The sequence below is a fragment of the Flammeovirga pacifica genome, assembly GCF_000807855.2.
GTDB lineage: Bacteria > Bacteroidota > Bacteroidia > Cytophagales > Flammeovirgaceae > Flammeovirga > Flammeovirga pacifica.
On record NZ_JRYR02000002.1, the window covers coordinates 1,202,908 to 1,223,400 of the forward strand.

16 protein-coding genes are annotated in these 20,493 nt (G+C 32.7%); 7 read left to right on the plus strand and 9 right to left on the minus strand.

The features are described from left to right. Positions 1-289 precede the first annotated feature (289 nt). The 4 genes from kduI (at position 290) to NH26_RS23470 (ending at position 4,883) form a co-directional block, all read left to right on the plus strand. On the plus strand, positions 290-1,126 hold the full coding sequence (gene kduI / locus NH26_RS23455; protein WP_139263275.1) for a 5-dehydro-4-deoxy-D-glucuronate isomerase: 837 nt from the start codon (positions 290-292) through the stop codon (positions 1,124-1,126). Positions 1,127-1,262: 136 nt separating this feature from the next. After that, entirely contained in the window at positions 1,263-2,051 is a 789-nt protein-coding gene (locus NH26_RS23460) for a gluconate 5-dehydrogenase (RefSeq protein WP_044217043.1), read from the plus strand. Between the two features lie 282 nt (positions 2,052-2,333). Beyond that, on the plus strand, positions 2,334-3,677 hold the full coding sequence (locus NH26_RS23465; protein ID WP_044217045.1) for an MFS transporter: 1,344 nt from the start codon (positions 2,334-2,336) through the stop codon (positions 3,675-3,677). A 12-nt stretch (positions 3,678-3,689) separates the two neighbouring features. Continuing rightward, complete coding sequence (locus tag NH26_RS23470) at positions 3,690-4,883, plus strand: DUF4861 family protein (protein ID WP_044217047.1); 1,194 nt, start codon at positions 3,690-3,692, stop codon at positions 4,881-4,883. A gap of 298 nt (positions 4,884-5,181) precedes the next feature. Here NH26_RS23470 and NH26_RS23475 read toward each other — a convergent pair whose 3' ends face one another. The 5 genes from NH26_RS23475 to NH26_RS23495 form a co-directional block, all read right to left on the minus strand. Beyond that, complete coding sequence (locus tag NH26_RS23475) at positions 5,182-7,194, minus strand: glycoside hydrolase family 127 protein (RefSeq protein ID WP_044217049.1); 2,013 nt, start codon at positions 7,192-7,194, stop codon at positions 5,182-5,184. Positions 7,195-7,549: 355 nt separating this feature from the next. Further along, positions 7,550-8,857 (minus strand): tetratricopeptide repeat protein, encoded by a 1,308-nt coding sequence (locus tag NH26_RS23480; protein WP_044217051.1) that lies wholly within the window; start codon positions 8,855-8,857, stop codon positions 7,550-7,552. A 153-nt stretch (positions 8,858-9,010) separates the two neighbouring features. Further along, entirely contained in the window at positions 9,011-10,153 is a 1,143-nt protein-coding gene (locus tag NH26_RS23485; RefSeq protein ID WP_044217052.1) for an RDD family protein, read from the minus strand. 288 nt (positions 10,154-10,441) lie between these two features. After that, positions 10,442-10,936: a MepB family protein gene (locus NH26_RS23490; protein WP_044217054.1), complete on the minus strand. Its 495-nt coding sequence runs from the start codon at positions 10,934-10,936 to the stop codon at positions 10,442-10,444. Between the two features lie 71 nt (positions 10,937-11,007). Then, positions 11,008-11,757 carry a lysophospholipid acyltransferase family protein gene (locus tag NH26_RS23495; RefSeq protein WP_044217056.1) on the minus strand — a complete coding sequence of 250 codons (750 nt, stop codon included), beginning with the start codon at positions 11,755-11,757 and terminating at the stop codon, positions 11,008-11,010. 149 nt (positions 11,758-11,906) lie between these two features. Between NH26_RS23495 and NH26_RS23500 the strand changes: the two genes are divergently transcribed. The 3 genes from NH26_RS23500 (at position 11,907) to NH26_RS23510 (ending at position 14,379) form a co-directional block, all read left to right on the plus strand. Next, positions 11,907-13,067: an MFS transporter gene (locus NH26_RS23500; protein WP_044217458.1), complete on the plus strand. Its 1,161-nt coding sequence runs from the start codon at positions 11,907-11,909 to the stop codon at positions 13,065-13,067. 70 nt (positions 13,068-13,137) lie between these two features. Further along, positions 13,138-13,974 (plus strand): hypothetical protein, encoded by an 837-nt coding sequence (locus NH26_RS23505; protein ID WP_044217058.1) that lies wholly within the window; start codon positions 13,138-13,140, stop codon positions 13,972-13,974. A 15-nt stretch (positions 13,975-13,989) separates the two neighbouring features. Continuing rightward, the gene (locus tag NH26_RS23510) at positions 13,990-14,379 is read left to right on the plus strand and encodes a hypothetical protein (RefSeq protein WP_044217060.1); all 390 of its coding nucleotides are present in this window, start codon (positions 13,990-13,992) and stop codon (positions 14,377-14,379) included. Positions 14,380-14,663: 284 nt separating this feature from the next. Here the strand turns inward: NH26_RS23510 and NH26_RS23515 are convergent, their stop codons facing one another. The 4 genes from NH26_RS23515 to NH26_RS23530 form a co-directional block, all read right to left on the minus strand. Next, positions 14,664-15,992 (minus strand): PCMD domain-containing protein, encoded by a 1,329-nt coding sequence (locus NH26_RS23515; protein ID WP_044217062.1) that lies wholly within the window; start codon positions 15,990-15,992, stop codon positions 14,664-14,666. A 4-nt stretch (positions 15,993-15,996) separates the two neighbouring features. Continuing rightward, on the minus strand, positions 15,997-16,752 hold the full coding sequence (locus NH26_RS23520; protein ID WP_044217063.1) for an outer membrane beta-barrel protein: 756 nt from the start codon (positions 16,750-16,752) through the stop codon (positions 15,997-15,999). A gap of 17 nt (positions 16,753-16,769) precedes the next feature. Next, positions 16,770-17,309, minus strand: coding sequence for a hypothetical protein (locus tag NH26_RS23525; RefSeq protein ID WP_044217065.1), 540 nt, complete (start codon positions 17,307-17,309; stop codon positions 16,770-16,772). A gap of 90 nt (positions 17,310-17,399) precedes the next feature. Continuing rightward, positions 17,400-20,486 carry an efflux RND transporter permease subunit gene (locus NH26_RS23530; protein ID WP_199880293.1) on the minus strand — a complete coding sequence of 1,029 codons (3,087 nt, stop codon included), beginning with the start codon at positions 20,484-20,486 and terminating at the stop codon, positions 17,400-17,402. Positions 20,487-20,493: the final 7 nt, after the last annotated feature.

Here is a 20,493-nt window from a genome sequence, read left to right on the forward strand (position 1 = left end):
TCAGTGTTTAATTCATTCTGGATGTCTACAAATTAACCATTTAATAGTGACATCAACCTTGCAAGTATACTACATAAATAGTATTTACATATTGCTTATGTGTATAAATAACTCCAACAAATATGAAATTAAAATACCAAAAATACAATCGATTGTATTTTTATTGGCAGAAATTTGGAAATGTAAAAGAAACATTTGTAATATTACAGTATCAAAACAAGTCAAATCAACGACTTTTTATTTTTTCAAAGATTACAATCGATTGTATTAATTATAAAATATCGAAATTATGAAATACGAATGTAGGTACTCAGTACATCCAGCGGATGCTAAAAAATACGATACAAAAGAACTAAGAGAGCACTTCCTTATTGAGAAAGTGTTTGAAGAAGACAGTATCAACCTCACTTACTCTCATGAAGACAGATACATTGTTGGTGGAGCAAAACCAGTTCACCAAACTTTGGAGCTTCAACCAATTGATCCTTTAAAAGCAGACTACTTTCTAGAAAGAAGAGAGCTTGGAATCGTAAATGTAGGTGGACAAGGTTTAGTAATTGTTGATGGTGATGTACACACATTGAATTTTAAAGAAGCTCTTTATGTGGGTAGAGGAGTTAAAGATGTCTCTTTTAAAAGCGTAGATTCTTCTAAACCTGCATCGTTTTACCTGAACTCTACTCCAGCACATAAATCATTTCCTACTAAAAAAGTAACAAATGAAGAGGCAGAAAAAGTAGAATTAGGTGCACCAGAAACTTCTAACCATAGAATTATCAATAAACTATTGGTCAATGGTGTGGTAGATACTTGTCAACTTCAAATGGGTATGACAGAACTAAAATCTGGTAGCGTATGGAATACAATGCCTGGTCACGTTCATGATAGAAGAATGGAAGCTTACTTCTATTTCGAATTACCAGAAGATCAAGCAATCTGTCATTTCATGGGTCAAAAAGAAGAATCAAGACATATTTGGATGCATAACGAACAAGCTGTGGTTTCACCAGTTTGGTCTATGCACTCTGGAGCAGGAACAAGCAATTACACATTTATTTGGGGAATGGCTGGTGAAAATTTAGACTATGATGACATGGATAAATTTGCCATTACAGAACTCAGATAACAACAATATTTCGATTAAATATTTCATTTCAAAAATCAAGAAGTCACAACGTTAAACTACAACTAACAAACAACTCTAGGATAATACTGATTGTTGTGACTTCTTTTCCAATCATTCAACATAAAAATTATATATTATGATACAAAATTTCAGTTTAGCAGGAAAAGTAGCATTAGTAACAGGTGGTACTCATGGTCTAGGTATGGCAATAGCTACAGGTTTAGCCAAATCAGGTGCAAGAATTGTGATCAATGATGTATTTCAAGATAAATTAGACAACGCAGTAAAAGAATACTTAGCCAACGATATTGAGGCTGCAGCCTACTCTTTTGATGTCACTAAAGAAGACCAAGTAAAAGAAGGAATCGCAAAAATAGAAGCAGAAGTAGGACCAATTGACATCTTAGTGAATAATGCGGGTATCATTAAACGTACTCCAGCTTTAGAAATGGATGTAGAAGACTTTAGACAAGTAATTGATATTGATCTTGTTGGACCTTTTATCATGTCTAAATACGTGGCAAAAGGTATGAAAGAAAGAGGAAGTGGAAAGGTCATCAATATGTGCTCTATGATGAGTGAACTAGGTAGAAATAGTGTTAGTGCATACGCCTCTGCTAAAGGTGGTTTAAAAATGCTTACTAGAAACCTAGCAACAGAATGGGCAAAATATAATATTCAAGTAAATGGTATTGGACCAGGATACTTTGCTACTTCACAAACAGCACCAATCCGTGTAGATGGTCATCCATTTAATGACTTTATTATCAATAGAACTCCAGCTGGTAAATGGGGAGATCCTTCAGATTTAGCTGGTACTGCAGTATTCTTATCGTCAGCGGCCTCTAATTTTGTCAATGGACAAGTTATTTATGTTGATGGTGGTATTTTAGCTACTATTGGTAAACCTCACGGTGAAGAATAAGACTGAATACTCTCTTCAATAAAGAAAAGTGAAACTCTTATCAATGAGCTTCACTTCTCTCTTCCACTTTATAATTGATCATATTTGATCAAATTATTCGAAATGAAATGTAAAAATAAGTAGACAATTAAATATATTTAAGTAATTGAAATGGTAACTATGTTGAGATTCTACAATTAAATTGTATTGCATTATTAAATTTAATTGATCATCTACACTAACAACTCTTTGAATTTTACTTATACTTTTTAATGACTACTTACTTATAAGATTTATATAACTATGGACACTAATCAAGAAATACTTGTTGATGGTGAAGTTAATGATAAGCAAACACCAAAAAAAACAGGGAATTATAGATTCCGAATTTTGGCATTGCTTTTCATGGCTACGACTATCAACTACATGGATAGAAGTATTATTGGCGTTTTAGCTCCAACTCTAGAAAAACTATTCAATTGGACGAAAGCAGATTACGCTACTATCAATATTGCTTTTAAATGTGCCTACGCTATTGGTATGTTATCAATGGGTGGAATTATAGATAAATTTGGTACAAGAATAGGTTATACCATATCTATCGCAATATGGAGTACTTTTGGTATGCTTCACGCAGGTTTACGTCCTGCATTTGGATTAATAGGTTTTATTCTTGCCCGATTTGGATTAGGATTTGGTGAAGCGGGTAACTTCCCTGCCGCTGTAAAAACAGTTGCAGAATGGTTCCCTAAAAAAGATAGAGCATTGGCCACTGGTATTTTTAATGCCGGTTCTAATGTAGGTGCTGTTTTAGCACCAATTGCTGTTGCATCTATTGTATTGGAAGATGGTACTAATTGGCAGTATGCTTTTTTAGTTACAGGTGCTTTGAGTGCAATATGGGTTGTTCTTTGGCTTACAATCTATAAAAAGCCAGAAGAAAATAAGAACGTATCTAAAGAAGAACTTGCTTACATACAGCAAGATGAGCTGAACATGAATGAGGAGGAGAAAGCGGTGAAGAAATTACCTTGGAAGAACCTGATTCAGCTTAAACAAACTTGGGCCTTTTCTATAGGAAAAATGACGGACGGCGTTTGGTACTTCTTTATGTTCTGGTCAGGAATGTTTTTTACCGATAAATTCGGAGTTTCTATTAAGGAGCTTGGTGCAGCGTTAGTGATTGTTTACGTTGTCGCAGATTTGGGTAGTATTGGTGGCGGATATCTTTCTCGATTCTTTATTGATAAAGGATGGACACTTAATAAAGCTCGTAAAATATCAATGCTTATTTGTGCACTTTGCATTCTTCCTGTGGTATTTGCAACTAGTACAGACAACCAATGGATTGCTGCATGCCTTATAGCATTGGCCTCTGGAGGACATCAAGCATGGTCTGCTAACTTATTTTCTGTAGCATCTGATACTATGCCTAAGGAAGCTGTTGCCTCTGTAGTTGGTTTTGGTGGTATGATTGGAGCGGTTACTGGTATGGCAATAGATTTTGCTCTAGGACAATTATTGGATGGAAATGGTTCAGGAGCTTACTTCTGGATGTTCTTAATTGCCGGCTGTTCTTATCTAATTATTCTTGGTGTCATTCATTTGATATTACCAAAATTAGAAATGGCAAAAATCAACAATTAATACGTGAGAAAGATGAGAAACTTTTTTAAAATATTAATTCTAGTATTACCATTTGGTCTAATTGGATGTGAAAATAATAAGAGTACATCTATTACTATCACAAATCCCTTGAATTCAGATCGTTTACATGAAACCATCGAATTAAATCCTAATGATTTTCAAGCTCTTATTGATCAATATGGGTATGATAAATTAGCTATTTTCGATCAAAAAGAAAATAAGCTATTGGTTAATCAATGGATGGATACGAATGGGGATGGTAAAAACGATGTATGGCTTTTTCAAACGAATATACAATCGATGGAGACCCTGAGATTTAATATTCGTCCATTAAACGATGGAGAACAACAACCTACATCTACTTTAATGACCTACTCAAGGTTTGTTCCTGAAAGAACAGATGATTATGCTTGGGAAAACGATCGTGTTGCTTTTAGAACATACGGACCGGACGCCCAACGCAGAGTGGAGCAAAAGCTGCCTCAAGGTACATTAACTAGTGGTATTGATGCTTGGTTAAAAAAAGTGGATTATCCTATCATTAATAAATGGTACAGTAAATATGTTGCAAAAACAGGTTCTTACCATAAAGATACTGGAGAGGGGTATGATCCTTACCATGTAGGTATTAGTAGAGGTATTGGTGGCATTGGATTTTGGAATTCTGACACTTTGTTCTGTTCTAAAAACTTCTCTTCTTATAAAAAGATCGCAGAAGGACCCATTAGAACTATGTTCGAATTAAACTATGAAAAATGGTTTATTGATGGGGATAGCGTTGCAGAGAAAAAAATTATCAGCTTAGATTTAGGCAGTAATTTATGTCACTTTCAATCACATTTCACAAGTGATCAACCTTTACCTCCTACTGTTATAGGTATTACTTTACATAATAAGAAAGGGGAATCTAACCTGAATATTAAACAAGGATACTTCAGCTATTGGGAGAAAATTGATCAGCATATGCTGGGTACAGGTATCGTTATTAATCCACATGTTATTTCTGATGCTCGTAGACATGAGGTTGATAAAAAAGATTTAAGTCATTTATATGTTATCACTCAGCCAAACCAAAAAATAGTAGATTATTATGCTGGTTTTGGATGGGAAGGTAGTCAACAATTTCAGTCTAAAGAAGAATGGAATAGTTACTTAAACGACTTTGCAATAAAAACAAAGCATCCTCTACAAGTAACGGTAGAGTAAATCAAACATATTTAGTAGAACGAAAATTTATATAGTTGTATACACTCTAAAAGGATTTATTGGATAAATAAACCATTTTAGAAAATTTGCTGAGTTATTAAGTACTAGAATGGACTTTAAGTTATATTCTAGTACTTTCTTATTTAGCATGAAATTATGATAAGTACATTCGAAAGGAAGAGTAATATCTATTATAACAGCTTATGACGGTATTTTTTCTTACCATCTACTTCACAAAAAAAGGTTGTCTCTTTTAATTATGAGACAACCTTTTTATAAATATTTATATTGATGACGATTACCAAACAATTGGTACCCAAACAGTCATTTCTGCGTCCCCTCTATTTGCCCATGCAAAGTAAGGAACAAGTTTAGCAGAGTAGTCTACAAAAGTCTTAGAAGATAGTTCGTTATACATCTCTGTTTTATTCGTTTTTCTTATCTTCATTGTACCATTAATAGTAGTTACGCCACCCAATAAGTTAGGATCGTAAGTAGCTGTAAAATTAGACTTCACTGGTAAATATACATCAAGAATTGAAGTCTCTTTTGGTAGATCTGGCGATTCAACACAATATACCACAGGACCTCTTTTGATAGCCGCTTGGTTTCTCACTTCTTCAATTAGAGGATTACCTTCCAATAGTTTAATATCCATTGGTAATTCTAAGCTAATCTCATCTCCTTTTTTCCACTTTCTTTCAATTGTAGCATATTGACCTGCAACTACTTCAGTGTCAACATTCTTACCATTTACTTTTAATGTAGCTCCTTTTGCCCATTCTGGAATACGCATTTGTATATCAAAAGGTGTTTTCTTGGCTTTATTGACTGTTACACTAATTGATCCCTGCCAAGGATACTGCGTCTTTTGTGTCAATTCTACTACCGAACCGTCCAACATTTTTGTCTTTAATTCGTTTCCACCGTAAAGGTTGACAGCTACACCATTTTTAGTTAAGCTATAGGCCCATCCAGAAACTTTAGCAATTGTACGAACTAAGTTAGGAGGACAGCAGAAGCATTTAATATAAGGTTTACGTGAAACAAATTCTGTATTATTTTTGGGTTTATATCCCAGTTTACATGCTCTTAAAGGATTGGCATAGAAATATTCTTTTCCTTCAATACTAATACCTGATAAAGCACTATTAAATAATACCAACTCCATAATATCACCGTACTTTGCCTCACCATGTAACCCCAACATTCTATAATTGAACATAGCGTTACAGATATTAGCACAAGTCTCATTATAAGCCGATAAGTTAGGCATCATGTATTCCTGTAAAAAGCCTTCATGAATCATATCTACATGAGATGAAACCCCATGGTGAGTTTGACCACAAGCACCTGTTACATACATCTTTTTATTTACTACATCACCCCACAAACGATCCAATGCATTTATTAATGCTTTCTCTCCCGTTTCAGCATATACATCCGCCGCACCTGCATAGAAATACAAAGCCAAAACTGCGTGTCCTTCTGCTGTTTTTTCTTTTCTAAGTGGAGTTCTCTCTTGCACCATATCGCCAATAAATTTATAATTAGCGACTGCGTCCGGCCAAATTTTAGACTTACCTCTTAAGTTGATAAAATGCTCTGCTAATTCTAAATAACGTTGATCTTTTGTTGTTCTATACAATTCTACCAAACCCATAATTTGTGTTTGATTAAACCCAAAACGCATCAGTTCTTTTGGTGTTTCAGGTAAAAATTGTTCGTATAAGAAGTCAGCATGCTTGATAGCAATATCTAAGAAATTAGTTTTACCCGTAACACGTTCGTAAATACAAGCACTTGTCATTAAATGACCCGCATTGTACATTTCGTGATACTGACGGTTACCAAATCTTTCCTTATCAGTAATTTGAACCTGAGTCTGAAGATACCCATCTTCTGCTTGGGCTTTACCAATAATATCAATGTATTCCTCTAAAGTAGAAATCAGCTTTTCATCTCCATTTTGAGCATACATATACATCATGGCCTCCATGTATTTATAAAAATCACCGTCGTGCCATTTCATGCCTTTATGCTCCCCTTCTTTCATGCCTGCTGCAATTTTAAAATTGTTCAGAGCATGACCAACATCTCCTGTTAATACTTCGCCCATATAAGGAATCATCGCTTCCTCACAAACTTTAAATTTGTCTGCCCAAAAACCCTCTGTCCATTTACAGTCACCAATATTGATACTCTTAAAAACAACATGCTCGCTGTCTTTATTATTCATGATTCCTTTTTCCTGTGCAAACAGTGGTTGAAGTAAAAGTACTCCAAATAAAAAGCTAACTAATTTCTTCATTTCATTTATTGTTTAGTATCCCAATGGGATTAAAAAAGTTATATCAATCGTATTTTCAGAAATTTCTGATTTACATGATATCATTACCAATTTCAGTAGTCATTACTCCATGTTGGTGATACACAAAATTATTTACACCTAAGATCAATAAAGTACTTGTCAGTAAAAAAATCCTTTCTGTGAGTATTTCTAATGACGCAGGGATACTTTTTTAGTCTCTAAACTACCTTTATAATCAAATGATTGAATTTTTATCTCCGATTACCCCCATATTCTCTGGGTAAATAAAAATAGGTCCAGCAATAATTTGTGGACCTAGTTTTTGTCTTTTTATGTTTAATTCAGGTCTTCCCTCTTATTTTGATTCAACCTTATTCAACCATAGTTCTATTGCATCCATTTGATTTTGTGAAGTGCAATTTTTTTTCGCTTCTAGTAAATACTTTTTTGCTTTCACATGGTCGTTTTTAAAAAAATAAGTTGCTCCAAGATTAGTAAGAGTTATATCATCTTTAGCATTTATTTTTAGTACTTTTTCAAACGTACTAATAGCTTCTTCATATTTCCCCAGTTGTAAGTTTACTGTTCCTATATTCGCTAATATTTTTACTTTTAACTCCTCTGAATTAATAATTGATTCTGCTTTTTCATAGGCCTCAAGAGCTAAATTCATGTCTTGATTTGCATAACAGTAATTACCTACATCTAAGGTATATTCGACCGCTTTAATTCTAACTAATTGATCTAAATTCTTTCTATGCTGAATCGTATCACCAGCCATTAAAGAGTTCATACTTTTTAAAAAATAGAATTTACCTTGGTTTGACTTATCCACTTTGATTTCATCTAAGATCAAATTTACCTCTTTGTAACTATTGTATTCATAAAACTGATTAGCCAAACTCAACAAGGTATTATTTCTACCTTTTAATTCAGTAAATAAATATTCTCTATATGCATTATCCCTAAAACTTGGAACACCAATCATTGTGTTATTAAGTAAGAGCGTAACTTCTTTGCAAGAGATTTGAATAAAGTTTTGATAGGTACTATTTGTATTTTTTAAACACATTTTCATGCACTCAATCAAGTTATCAGAAGCCTTTTTATTCTCTCCTTTTTGATAATATCCAAAAGTCAAATTATTGTAAGGTTCTGGATAAGTATTATCTTCCTTTATGGCTGTTTGAGCAAAAGCAATTCCTTTATCAATCTCTCCATTTTGGATGTAAATCATTGAAAGATAATTGTGTGCAATTGGGTTATTACTTTTTAATTCTAATGATTTTTGGAAATAAGTCACAGCAGGTTTTAAATTAATTGAAGGAATTTGATTTTTAATAATTCCCATTAAATTATTGATTGAATAATCCTCTTCATCATAATTTTTTTTGAGTAACTTTTCTAATGTCTCATAATTACCATTTTTAAATTGATGGTAATAATCGGATTTTTGATAGTATACATCGTAATCATAGTTATTGTGATTACATATGGAAGATAAAAATAGGTAATCAATATTTGAGTTCCCTAGTTCTTCTCCTATTCTACTCGCTGTTGTGAAATCGGCTTTTTTATAGCTTTCCCAGAATTTTTTTTCAGATTTCGCAAAAATATTGATTGACAAAATCAAAAATCCTATTAGTAATATTCTTTGTTTCATTTTAGTTTGCTTATGACTTAAATAAGTCCATCTTTTCTATCAAAAAATAATTATTACACACCTGTTTAGAAAATAATTTGCTTCGTCTATGTGATAATAAGATTACAATTTATGAATTTAAACTTTGTCATCACAGATGGGTTTTATCTAAAGTCATTGTTCGTAATTTTTTATTCTAGTCATATTGAATTCTGCTAATGTCATATCAAGCCCAATGTGCTTAATGACTTTAAGATTATCTACTTTTAACTCTTTACTTTTGAAGATTTCATACACTTGATTTTCTAAATCCTCTTTCATAAAAAGGTAACTAGGTCTAATAATGATTTCTAAATTTGTTGTTCCGTTGATGATCTTAAAATTAATTCCTTCAATTTCTGCGACACCCTCAATTCCCTTAATTTCAATAATCATGTTTTCAATAATTGACGTATTATCATCTAAAATAGTTTGATGTTGTTGGGTTTGAGTTTCAAAATCAACTGTTTCCGTGGTTGCATTTGACCTTGAATTCACATTCAGAATGATAGACAGTGTAATAATTCCAAAAGCAATAAAGTAAAAAGCTTTTAGCTTCTTAATGGAGTAGTTGAAATTGGTCTCATCACGATTTTCAGGTTTTACAAAAGACTTAGTGATCAAATCATGGAAACTTCTTCTAAGCTCTTTGTCTGTAATCATAAAATAAACAATACCTACATAATAAGTATATTTCAAACCGTCTAGCACACCAAAAGAGTTAAAAGACAAATAATTCAAAATTTTGAAAACAAAAAATGGGGAAATTAAAAGACTATATCTGATGAATGAATTGGTAAGTTTTAAAGGTTTCAAGTTATAATCTTTCACCTTTAATCCCATCACCTTCTTACCTAATGTTCTTTTACCGATAGAACTATTAAAAACTGTAAAGTACCCGAGTATAATTACCAAACTTAGTATTGGTTCCCACGGTGCTTTAATCAACGGGGTCTCAATAAGTAAAAATCCAAAGAAATAACTTATTACAGAAAGAATTGATAAATCAATAAAAAGTGCAATTCCCCTTTTTGTTAAAGTAAAATATTCTTTCTCTTCTATGCTATTCTCTTCTTCAAATTGTTTTTCTTTTACTCGTGTTTCAATTAATTCAATCGTCTCTTTCTGGTCTTCAGAAAACTCCAACTTTCGTTCTTGTAATATTTGACTTGCAGCTATTAATGCATCTTCAGTATAAGACTTAGGATTATTTATAATTTGTGCTAATTCGGAGTTGGCCTTCCCTTGAAATCTTCTGTAGAAGTTATTGTTTTTCATAAGGTTTATATTTTTTCTTAAAAAAATTGGTTTCAGTTATTCATTTGATCGACCACTTTTTTTACAATGTGTTTATATAATAGCTTTAATGTTCTGTCATTATATAAAAGAAACTTGATAACATTTGTGCATAAAAAATACTTCCAACAGTTTAAAAAATAGTTTGCTGTTTGATAGTAGAAAGACAAGCACAATTTAAAAGTAAAATTTTTGAATATCAAGATTTAGATTTGATGAAACCAGGGCTTTAGTGGTTTTTTAATATTGCAATACACAAAATAATTTATTTTATTTTTGACCATATAATGCCATCACTCTTTTTATATCAGTCTGATTGTTTAGTTGGTAAAAAAAATTTAACTGCCATTTTTGAGTTCTTTCTGCTTGTTTACTTGTTACAGTATCCCAAATAGGATAAACTCTGAACCCACGTTTTCCTTCTTTTTTTTCTGTTGATATAATTCCTTTTTCAATAAGCACTGATTTTGGAAATACAAACTGACCAAATTCATATTCAGTCCTCACGTTTACTGTATAAAAATCTAGAAAATCATTTTCATCAAAAGGCGCAATAGTTTTTTCTTTATTTCGTTTCCAAAAGGTTACAAACTGCCCTACTTTCTTGGGTGTTATTTTGGCATTACGACTAATAATATGCCATTCATTTAATTTAAACTGACATGCATAATAGTCTACACTTTCGGTCTCTAATGTAAAGTCTGAAATGCTTAATGAGCATTTATCATAAATCTCTTTTTCAATTAGTTTAATATTTTTGTCCATTTACACTATATATCAAAATTATCCCTTGAATAGAAACTTATTAAATTAATTGAGTGGGTTTACAAATTAAACTAAACACATAAACTATTTTCTACTCCTTCTTCAAATTCTATTACTCCTTGATGTATACAATCAAAGACTTCTTGACTTAAAGCACGAGCTCTTTCGTTATAAATTGGAGGCATCACTTTTACTTTAGCATGGCTTTTCTTCTTACCCATTTGAAGATAAAAGTGTTTTAAGAAACTTACATCTCCCACCCAAGCATCGTTTTTATCTTCGTACCAAAGTGTTATTGGAGTGACAGTAGTATTTAATTGAGAGGCTATAAGGAAACTACCACCTTTAAATTTTTGAGGAAAATGACTGTCACCTATACCTCCTTCTGGGAATAGAATAATACGTTTATCTTTTTCTAATCTTTCCTTGATATCATTCATAGTATTCAACCTAGAATTCATACTTCCTCTATCTACTAAAATAATATCCGCTAAACCTACAGCAAAGCTAAGAATTGGCCATTTACCTATATCACTTTTTGCAACTATACTAGAAGGATATAAAGCAAACAAGATTAGCACATCAATGTAACTTCTATGATTTGCCATAATCAAACCTTTAGGATCTTGCTCCAATGTATTCTGAACAGATACATCAAATTTAAGAATCGATAAACATTTCTCTCCCCAATTCTTTCTTAGTTGGTGAGAAACCAAATCACGATCCTTTCCTAAAAGGATTTGAAAGTAACCCCAAAGCAAATAATAAATTGTGGCAATACTTAGTTTGAATAGTCGGTATGTAGCTCTTATATAATTCATAATTGTTAAAAGTAAAACAATACTATTCTAAGTTGCAAAAATATTTTCTTAAAGATCTGAAATATTTAAAATTTATAGCAGAATTTTATTTGTTCAAACAAACAAATACAACTACATTCGTACTTATCAATCAACAACTTTTACATTTAATGCAAAATAAACTCATCCTTCCTCTTATTGTTATCTCTCAATTTTGTTGTACTTCGTTATGGTTTGCTAGCAATGCAGTAATGGGTGATCTTGTGAATGACCTTCAGCTTGAACCTTCCGCCTTAGGAAGTCTCACATCTGTGGTACAGCTAGGGTTTATTTTCGGAACATTAGTCTTTGCACTTTTTACAATCACCGACCGTTTTTCTCCTTCAAAAGTATTCTTTGTTTCTGCATTTTTAGGGGGACTCTTTAACTTAGGTATTATCTGGGACGGACATTCATTACTTTCTATTATGTCAATCCGCTTTTTTACAGGCTTTTTTTTGTCGGGTATTTACCCAGTGGGGATGAAAATTGCGGCAGATTATTATGAAAAAGGTTTAGGAAAGTCCTTATCATTTTTAGTGGGTGCATTAGTTTTGGGCACAGCATTCCCCCATTTATTAAAGGTACTAACCCATTCATTTCCCTGGCAATATGTAATTGTAGCTACTTCTTTTTTAGCAATCACTGGTGCTTTCTTGATGTTGCTTTTTGCTGCTGATGGTCCTTTTAGAAAATCTTCTTCTCAATTTAATAGTAAAGCGATACTTATCATTTTTAGAAATAAAACATTCAAATCCTCTGCTTTTGGCTATTTTGGTCATATGTGGGAATTGTATACTTTCTGGGCATTTGTTCCAATAATGTTGAGCGCCTATTCCTCCAATCATCAATTAAATATTAATGTACCTCTTTTCTCTTTTCTTATAATTGGTGTTGGAAGTATTGCTTGTGTTATCGGAGGTTATTTATCCAATAAATACGGTGTCAAGAAAATTGCCCAATGGTCATTATTCTTATCTTGTATATGTTGTTTGATATCGCCCATTTTGTTTCAGTCTCCCTCAGCTCCTTTATTTCTTCTGTTTTTATTTCTTTGGGGAATGTTTGTTATTGCCGACTCTCCATTGTTCTCTACCCTTGTTGCTCAAAATGCACCAGCAGAATTAAAAGGGACCGCTTTAACGATAGTCAATTGTCTTGGTTTTAGTATTACAATCATCAGCATTCAGCTAATCAGTGTTTTACAAGAGTTGATTACACCCACTTATTTATTTACTTTTTTAAGCATCGGACCTATCATAGGATTATTATTTCTTCAAAAAAATAAGTGAAATTAATAATAGCTTATCATGTTTTTTACTATTTTAGATTAACTTTTTAAAAAACCAATAAAAAAATATCATGGATGTATTCCAAGGTAACCAAAAACTAGAAGAAGCAATCTTTTCAGGCATGGACTATGCCCTCTATTCTCGACATGATCTTGAAGTACCATTTGTGCCTTTCATGATGCTCTATAAAAATGGGCAATCTAAACTTGTGAGAGTTGCTGTTGAAGGAAATCCTTTAGAAGCCTTTTCTTCTACTCTAAGAAATGACGATGAACAATACGATCAAATCATAATGTGCCTAGAAGGTAAAGTACCTTTTGAGGAGACCAAACATGATGCGATTATTGTGAAAGGATATGACACTAGTTCTCCAAATGGAATTATGTTTATTCAAAGATTTAAGGGTTTAGAGTTAGGAGAACCTTTTCAAAAACTAGGTAATCCCACTCTAGTAAGTAAAGAGGAGCCACTTCCTGTTCAACTTATAAAAAGAGATACCTTCAAAGAGATTGATCAACCCTATCTATCCGGTATATCAAGAGTAAATGGAGACAAACAAATCATCAAAGAATTGTTTGCAGGACATTACAATGCTTCTACACTATCAAATCATCTTTTTGAAGTGGTCTTAGATATATTTGAAGCTGCCGATAATGATTTTTCAGGAGAGATTATCATTAATATTATCCCTAATAGTATAGAAGAAAATGCCTTTTCAGATTTTATATTCAGCTTACTAGTTAGTGATATCCGAGAAAATCCGATTATAAAAGGTTGGGAAATTGCTAGTGGTAATATTGCATTAATAGACATAAAATATGTAATAGAATCCGCTGATGATAAAGTGAATACTATTACAAATATTAATGATAATAAAGCTGCTACAGCTTGGTGGAAATTCTGGTAAAATCAATTATACAAAATGAAAAAAAACATTACAATTTTTATCACTTTACTTCTTTTAAGTGCCTGTGGGCAAAAAGAGAGTAATAGTAAAGAACAAGGTCAAATGGTTGGTAACGATAAAGATGCCCATGGTTGTATAGCTTCTGCAGGTTATATATGGAGTGCACTTCAAAAAGAATGTGTTCGACCATGGGAAGCAGGTATTACCTTATCTCCTTCTAATGAAGGCCAAACAACCAATGCTTACATTATCAAAAAAGCAGATGAGGCAGAACTGTTTTTACCCGATCAGCAAGGTAGTTTGATCATGAAGAAAACAAGCGAAGCAACGTATAGTGTTTCTGACTATACTTTTGATGGGACTTCTTTAAAAGTAAAAAATACTGTTAAGTATACCTTGAAATAGCAAACAAAGACCCCAAAAGCAAAACCTTTGGGGTCTTTGTTTCTCCCTTACATTTTTATAAACTATCAACTACTAATGATTTATTTTTAGTTCTTTCAATCTCCAACTTTTTTGTGAATTGGATTGATCTATTGAAGAAAAAAAGTGAAATGATACGATTAGAAATAACGTGTATATTACTATTGTTATTATATTACTTTGAAACTTTTTCATGATTTTGATATTTATTTCATTCTAAATTTTATAAATTAAACTTGCCCAGAAAGTTATTTATCAAATGCTGATTAATACTTTAGATCAAAGTTTTTTATTCTTAATTCGCTACCCACTCCTCCATTAAAATTGGCACCATCAAAACTAGATGAGAAAACGACCACAATATGTGTGGGTTCTAAATCTGTTGATGCAAAGCCATGTTCTGGTAGTCTAGTGTTAGATGATGAAGGCATCATAAAAGGAGCTAAATCGTTATGATTGCCGTACAATAAAGGAATATTTAACTCTTTAAAATTCAACATCACTTCATCAGATCTAAACCAACCTGTCGCCAATCGGTATCTTTTCTCGTCATCACCACTTCCCTCTCTCACTTGTAATAATACATAGATGTCACATTGGTCTAAATCCCCTTTATATGTTTCTGGAATATATTGAATGTTTGTAGTAAAGCTTCTTGGTCTATCTGTAAATGGAATTCCAAAATCTGTTTGCACGTTTACCAAACCACTTCCTTGAATATCACCCACAAATAAAGAACCTGCAGCCACAACACCTAAGGCTGAAGTTGTTTTTAATGTTGTGTATTCATAATTGTATATAGATGGAGAAGGATATACTGTTTCTACTCCTGTAGGAATAATTAAATCTGCAGCACCAACATCTCCTGATCTCCAAGGAGTAGTATCAAATTCTTCTCCCGGAAGATAGAATTTTCTACTATTATTTGATTCATCACTTTTTCTACCTCCATAATACCAACTCATAAAATTTGAAAAGACTATCTGATCGCCTACAAGTTCAATGTTATCATCTTCATATAACACTTCAATCGTCCATTCAATTCCTTCAAAAGATACTTTTTGAGGTGTTGTAAAATCTACCACTTCAAAAATATTGGGGACTGCTTCCACAGAAGTAGGAAAATAATCAAATGATACTACTTTCAGTTGTTCTATCGATAGATTATTCGGTATTATAACTGTTATTTTTTGATTCAATTCGTCAATATCAGAAGAGATTTGCCCTTCTATTTCTAATTGATGAATGACAATATTAAAATCGTCTTCAATAACAGAAATACTCCATGTATAGTCTTGATAGGTAGTTACCATAAAGTCAATACCCTGAGTAAAATCTGTCATTTCTTCTTTCTTTGGAGAAAAAGTACCTCCTTCAATGATATCAATATCAGCTACTTTTAACTGACTTAAATCTGTTCCATAAGGTACCTTAACCTCAATTGTCATGTGTTCATCAGAAATAATGGCATTACCTTTCTGCCCTTCTATTTGAAAAGAATTTACACTACCAAAAATATAAGGATATGGAATATCATTTTTCAAACAAGAACTTAAAACTAATAAGCTGATGAAAGAGAATATATATTTTTGCATGATATTATATGAATAACGATAAACCAATATTTAAAGAGAAAATGTCCAAATCAAAGTTGGCACTACTTGTTCTTCTTGAACCTGTATTAATTTGATTTTCATTTTGATCGACATGTTTATAATTAAATCCGATCACATCCATTTTTACCTCAAGGGCCAGATTATTATTGACAAAGGCCACCATTCCTGGAGATAAACCAATATTAAGTTCATTTGTTGTCGTAAAAATTCCTCTTATATCTTCTGCATGATCTCCATTCGACTTGTTTTTTGTCTGCCCATAACCATATGATATACCCACTTCATTAAATAAACCAAATCGGTTACTTTTACCTAAACTGATATAGTTTCTAATATAAAAAGAAGTATAAAATGTCTGAGATAATTGAGATAACCCTTCTATTGATAGGTTGATATCATCTCCTAGATCAAGATGCAATTGATCAATTTCTAGACTGCTTTTCTGGTAGGTAAATCGCCCTCCAATAGCAAAATTGTCTTTAATAAAATACCCAAAGAAAGGACTTACACCGAAATTATGACCTCTTCCGTCCCATTGATTTAGGACTAAGAAACTATAATTATCATTCATGTGTTCCGAATAATTGATTGTTGCCCCTATCAACCATTGGCCTTTAGGAATAAATGTCCTGTTGGTTATGCCTCTGTCAAAAGGATCTCCTTTATCTTCTGCAGAGGTACAAAAAGGAACAATGGTCATCATTAGGATAATAAAAAGGCTTGTTATTAATTGTTTCATTTTTTGATTGATAGTGATTAGACAGTGGGTAGTTTATAGGATTTAATTTTTTCTTTTCTGTTCTTTTTAAGTTCTTTCCATGCTTTGCCTGTCAGACAGAATTGCTTATCAACTTTGATTTTTCTAACAATTGCTTGAGAAATAGGAATTGGAGTTACAATAAATATAAATGGATTGATCACGACTCCTGCACACAAAGATCCTACGGCCATCGCTTTAGACAACTTCGCTTTTTTCATCTTTTTTGAATGATAATATTGCTTTGATTCTAAAGACAAATCCTGAATTTTAGCATACTCCTCCATAAAATTCGCAGTCTTTGAGTGCGTTTTATAAGATTCATATCTGATGTAATCGATCTCCTCTTTTTTTATCACTTTTTTTTCAGACTTACGGATAAAAACAAAGCTTTGATGATCACTAAAAGTTTTACCTTTTTTCCATTCTCTCTGTGTTACGGAAACTACCTCGCCCGTTTTTAAGTGCACGTTGATGTTGTCCATTTCCGTTGGCACTGACAAAGCAGAAACAACGGCTTGTATAACAATGATTGACATAAGATTAGTATTCTTAAATTGATGATTAGATTAGATTAGATTTATTTTCGATTTGTTTGTTTGTTAGTCTAGTCCTAGTTGTTAATTATGTTATGCTATCTTATTCGTTTTAAATAAAATACTATATAAAGCTGGGATAAAGATTAAAGTGATGATTGTACCGAACATCAACCCTACCATAATTGTAACGGCCATAGGTTCCCAAATTGCTCCTCCACCTAAATACAAAGGAATTAAACCAAGTACTGTAGTAAATGTAGCTAGAATAATTGGTCTGAAACGTTGTAAACAGGCATCGACAATGGCTTGTTTTGCTGGTTTCTTTAGTTCTTTCTCCTCTACTTCGATACGTTCTATTAAAACAATTGCATTATTGATTACTATACCTGCTAAAGAAATAATTCCTAAGAAAGCCATGAAACCAAATGGAACTTGGAAGATCAATAACCCTATCACCATTCCGATCACACCTAAAGGTATTGTACAAATAATGATACTCATTTTACGGAAAGAGTTGAATTGCATCACTAATAATATCACAATAATGAAAGCTGATAAAGGTAAGTATTGGAACACAGCACCCATATTTTCAGCACTTTCTTCTTCATCTCCACCTAAGGTATAAGTATAACCTTTCCCCCAATTTTTATTTTCTTGTGCTAACCAAGGTTTCATTTCTGCCATGATACCATTTGCATTACCGTTCTCGGTTAATTCACATTCTACAGTAATTGTTCTTTTTAATTGTTCTCTTTTGATCTGAGTGTATTGCCACACTGGCACTACCTTAGCCACCTGACTTAACGGTACACTTTTACCAGAATTCTGGCTGTAAACATTAGATGTTTGTAATACTGATAACGATATATTAGCACTCTCTTCGCTTTGTAATAAAATCGGAATTGATTTCTCGTCTTCTCTGTATTCTCCTATGGTATAACCATCTAAAATAGTTTGTAAAGACTCTGCAATATCTTGATTAGTAATGCCTGCTCTTTTGGCTTTACTCTGATCAATCTCTATCACAAACTTTTTACCTTTCGGACCCCAATCATCTTTTACATTCTTAGTTCCTTCTACTTCAGAAAGTTGTTTTCTAATAGAAGTTGCGATCACTTGTAATTGATCAGGATCGTTACCAGATACTTTAATTTCGATAGGTGCACCACCACCACCAGCTCCTAAAAGACCCGATTTAATATCGGCATCAGGGAATTTTAAGAAACAGTACGCATCAATTTTATTGATTAAATCTATATTGATCAATTGATCTGACGTATTCACTAAGATGTGTGCATAATTAGCATTAGGCTCATCTGCATTATATCCAAGATCATAAGAAGAAGGTCCTTCACCAATATATGTGGTCCAAGAAACAATTCCTTCTTCACGCATATCGTTTACCTTAAGTTCCTCATTAAAATATTTCTCTACTTCTTGTACAAGTTCTTGCGTAGCTTCAATTCTCGATCCCTGTGGTAAATTAATATCGATAGTTATCATGTTTCTATCACTATTTGGGAAGAATAAAACATCTAATAATCCAAAAGATAAAATAGACAACACAAACATAGCTCCTACACTAAATACCACCGTCTTTTTATATTCTAATGACCATAAAATCACTTGGTGATAACCTGATTTTAAGGCTTCAATCATTCGATCTAAAAACTTCTTTTTCCCTGCCTTTTGAGGAGATACTTTCATAAAGTAAACACACATTAAAGAGATAATACTTAGTGAAATAATCCAAGAAGAAATTAATGCTATAGAGATGACCGAGAAAATAGGTCCCATAATATCACCCATCATAGATTCTGCCATGAAGAATGATAAGAAAGCGGCAGAAGTAGTTAATGTAGAAATTAAAAGTGGGTAGAATAACTCTTGAACAGAGTCAATTGCCGCTTTTTTCACCTCTAACCCTTCTTCCATCTTTACCATAATAGATTCTGCTACTACAATACCATTATCCACCATCATACCTAAAGCCATGATCAAAGCTGCTAAAGAAATCTGGTTGATTCCAAGATCAAGTAAGCCCATTACCATAAAAGTAGTGATGGTAACAATTGGAATTAAACTCGCAATGATCAAACCTGTTCTGAAGCCTAAGAAGATAAGCATAACAGCCAATACAATAAGAATAGATTGTACTAAATTACCCTCAAAGTCTGTGATTTTATGATCGATATAATGATCTAAAGAAGAAGTACGAGATACCTCTAAACCTACCGGCAATACTTCTTGATAAGCTTCGATAACTTGATCTACCTCTTCCCCTAAATGAAGAATATTTCTACCTTCTTTTAAAGAAATATGCAAAGTCATTCCTTGTTGACCATTGATCTTTACAATTTGTTTTTGAGGGTAGATATAGCCTTTCTTCACATCAGCAACATCTGAAAGTGTGATCACACTTCCTTTATTACCGATAGGAATAAGTACATTTTTAATATCTTCCACATCATTAAAATTTCCTGAAGGCTCTAAAACTATTCTTTCATTTTTATAATTGATTTCTCCACCAGAATTTAAAATGTTTGTAGAACTAATCACCGACTTTAAACTACTTGATGTTAAACCATAATTTTTCAACTTGGCATTATCAAATTTGATAAACACTCTCTCTTCTTGTACACCGTTGATCTCTACTTTAGCAGCAGCATCTAACATTATCAATTCATTTCTTAAATCATCAGCAAGTTCCTTCACTTCAGCATAAGAAAAACCGTCACTGGCAATCCCTACAACAATACCGAACACTTCTCCGATGCCTTCATCTTGTAAATCAGGATGAACATTGGCAGGAAGATCGTTCATCTTATCCAGCTTACGTCTTAGCCTATCCCACACAGACTGTAACTCTTCTGGAGTAACATCCATTTTTAGCTCAACTTGTACAACAGATAAACCTGTACGAGAATCACTAGATACCTTTTTTAACTCTGGTAATTCTTGAACAATTTTTTCTATTTTATCTGTTACTAACTCTTCTACTCTATCAGGACTTGCCCCAGGAAAAGCAGAAACGATAGTAGCAACACGTACAGTAAATGGAGGCATACTATCACGAGATAAGCCTTGATAAAAAACCATACCCATTAACATTACAACGGCTAAAACACTAAGAACAATACGGTTTTTTTCGATAGAGAACTTTGCGAAATTAATCATGATATTT

Excerpts from the sequence above, each read along its gene's own strand:
- kduI (WP_139263275.1), top strand. The coding sequence starts at position 290 with ATGAAATACGAATGTAGGTACTCAGTACATCCAGCGGATGCTAAAAAA.
- NH26_RS23460 (WP_044217043.1), top strand. The coding sequence starts at position 1,263 with ATGATACAAAATTTCAGTTTAGCAGGAAAAGTAGCATTAGTAACAGGT.
- NH26_RS23465 (WP_044217045.1), top strand. The coding sequence starts at position 2,334 with ATGGACACTAATCAAGAAATACTTGTTGATGGTGAAGTTAATGATAAG.
- NH26_RS23470 (WP_044217047.1), top strand. The coding sequence starts at position 3,690 with ATGAGAAACTTTTTTAAAATATTAATTCTAGTATTACCATTTGGTCTA.
- NH26_RS23475 (WP_044217049.1), bottom strand. The coding sequence starts at position 7,194 with ATGAAGAAATTAGTTAGCTTTTTATTTGGAGTACTTTTACTTCAACCA.
- NH26_RS23480 (WP_044217051.1), bottom strand. The coding sequence starts at position 8,857 with ATGAAACAAAGAATATTACTAATAGGATTTTTGATTTTGTCAATCAAT.
- NH26_RS23485 (WP_044217052.1), bottom strand. The coding sequence starts at position 10,153 with ATGAAAAACAATAACTTCTACAGAAGATTTCAAGGGAAGGCCAACTCC.
- NH26_RS23490 (WP_044217054.1), bottom strand. The coding sequence starts at position 10,936 with ATGGACAAAAATATTAAACTAATTGAAAAAGAGATTTATGATAAATGC.
- NH26_RS23495 (WP_044217056.1), bottom strand. The coding sequence starts at position 11,757 with ATGAATTATATAAGAGCTACATACCGACTATTCAAACTAAGTATTGCC.
- NH26_RS23500 (WP_044217458.1), top strand. The coding sequence starts at position 11,907 with ATGCAAAATAAACTCATCCTTCCTCTTATTGTTATCTCTCAATTTTGT.
- NH26_RS23505 (WP_044217058.1), top strand. The coding sequence starts at position 13,138 with ATGGATGTATTCCAAGGTAACCAAAAACTAGAAGAAGCAATCTTTTCA.
- NH26_RS23510 (WP_044217060.1), top strand. The coding sequence starts at position 13,990 with ATGAAAAAAAACATTACAATTTTTATCACTTTACTTCTTTTAAGTGCC.
- NH26_RS23515 (WP_044217062.1), bottom strand. The coding sequence starts at position 15,992 with ATGCAAAAATATATATTCTCTTTCATCAGCTTATTAGTTTTAAGTTCT.
- NH26_RS23520 (WP_044217063.1), bottom strand. The coding sequence starts at position 16,752 with ATGAAACAATTAATAACAAGCCTTTTTATTATCCTAATGATGACCATT.
- NH26_RS23525 (WP_044217065.1), bottom strand. The coding sequence starts at position 17,309 with ATGTCAATCATTGTTATACAAGCCGTTGTTTCTGCTTTGTCAGTGCCA.
- NH26_RS23530 (WP_199880293.1), bottom strand. The coding sequence starts at position 20,486 with ATGATTAATTTCGCAAAGTTCTCTATCGAAAAAAACCGTATTGTTCTT.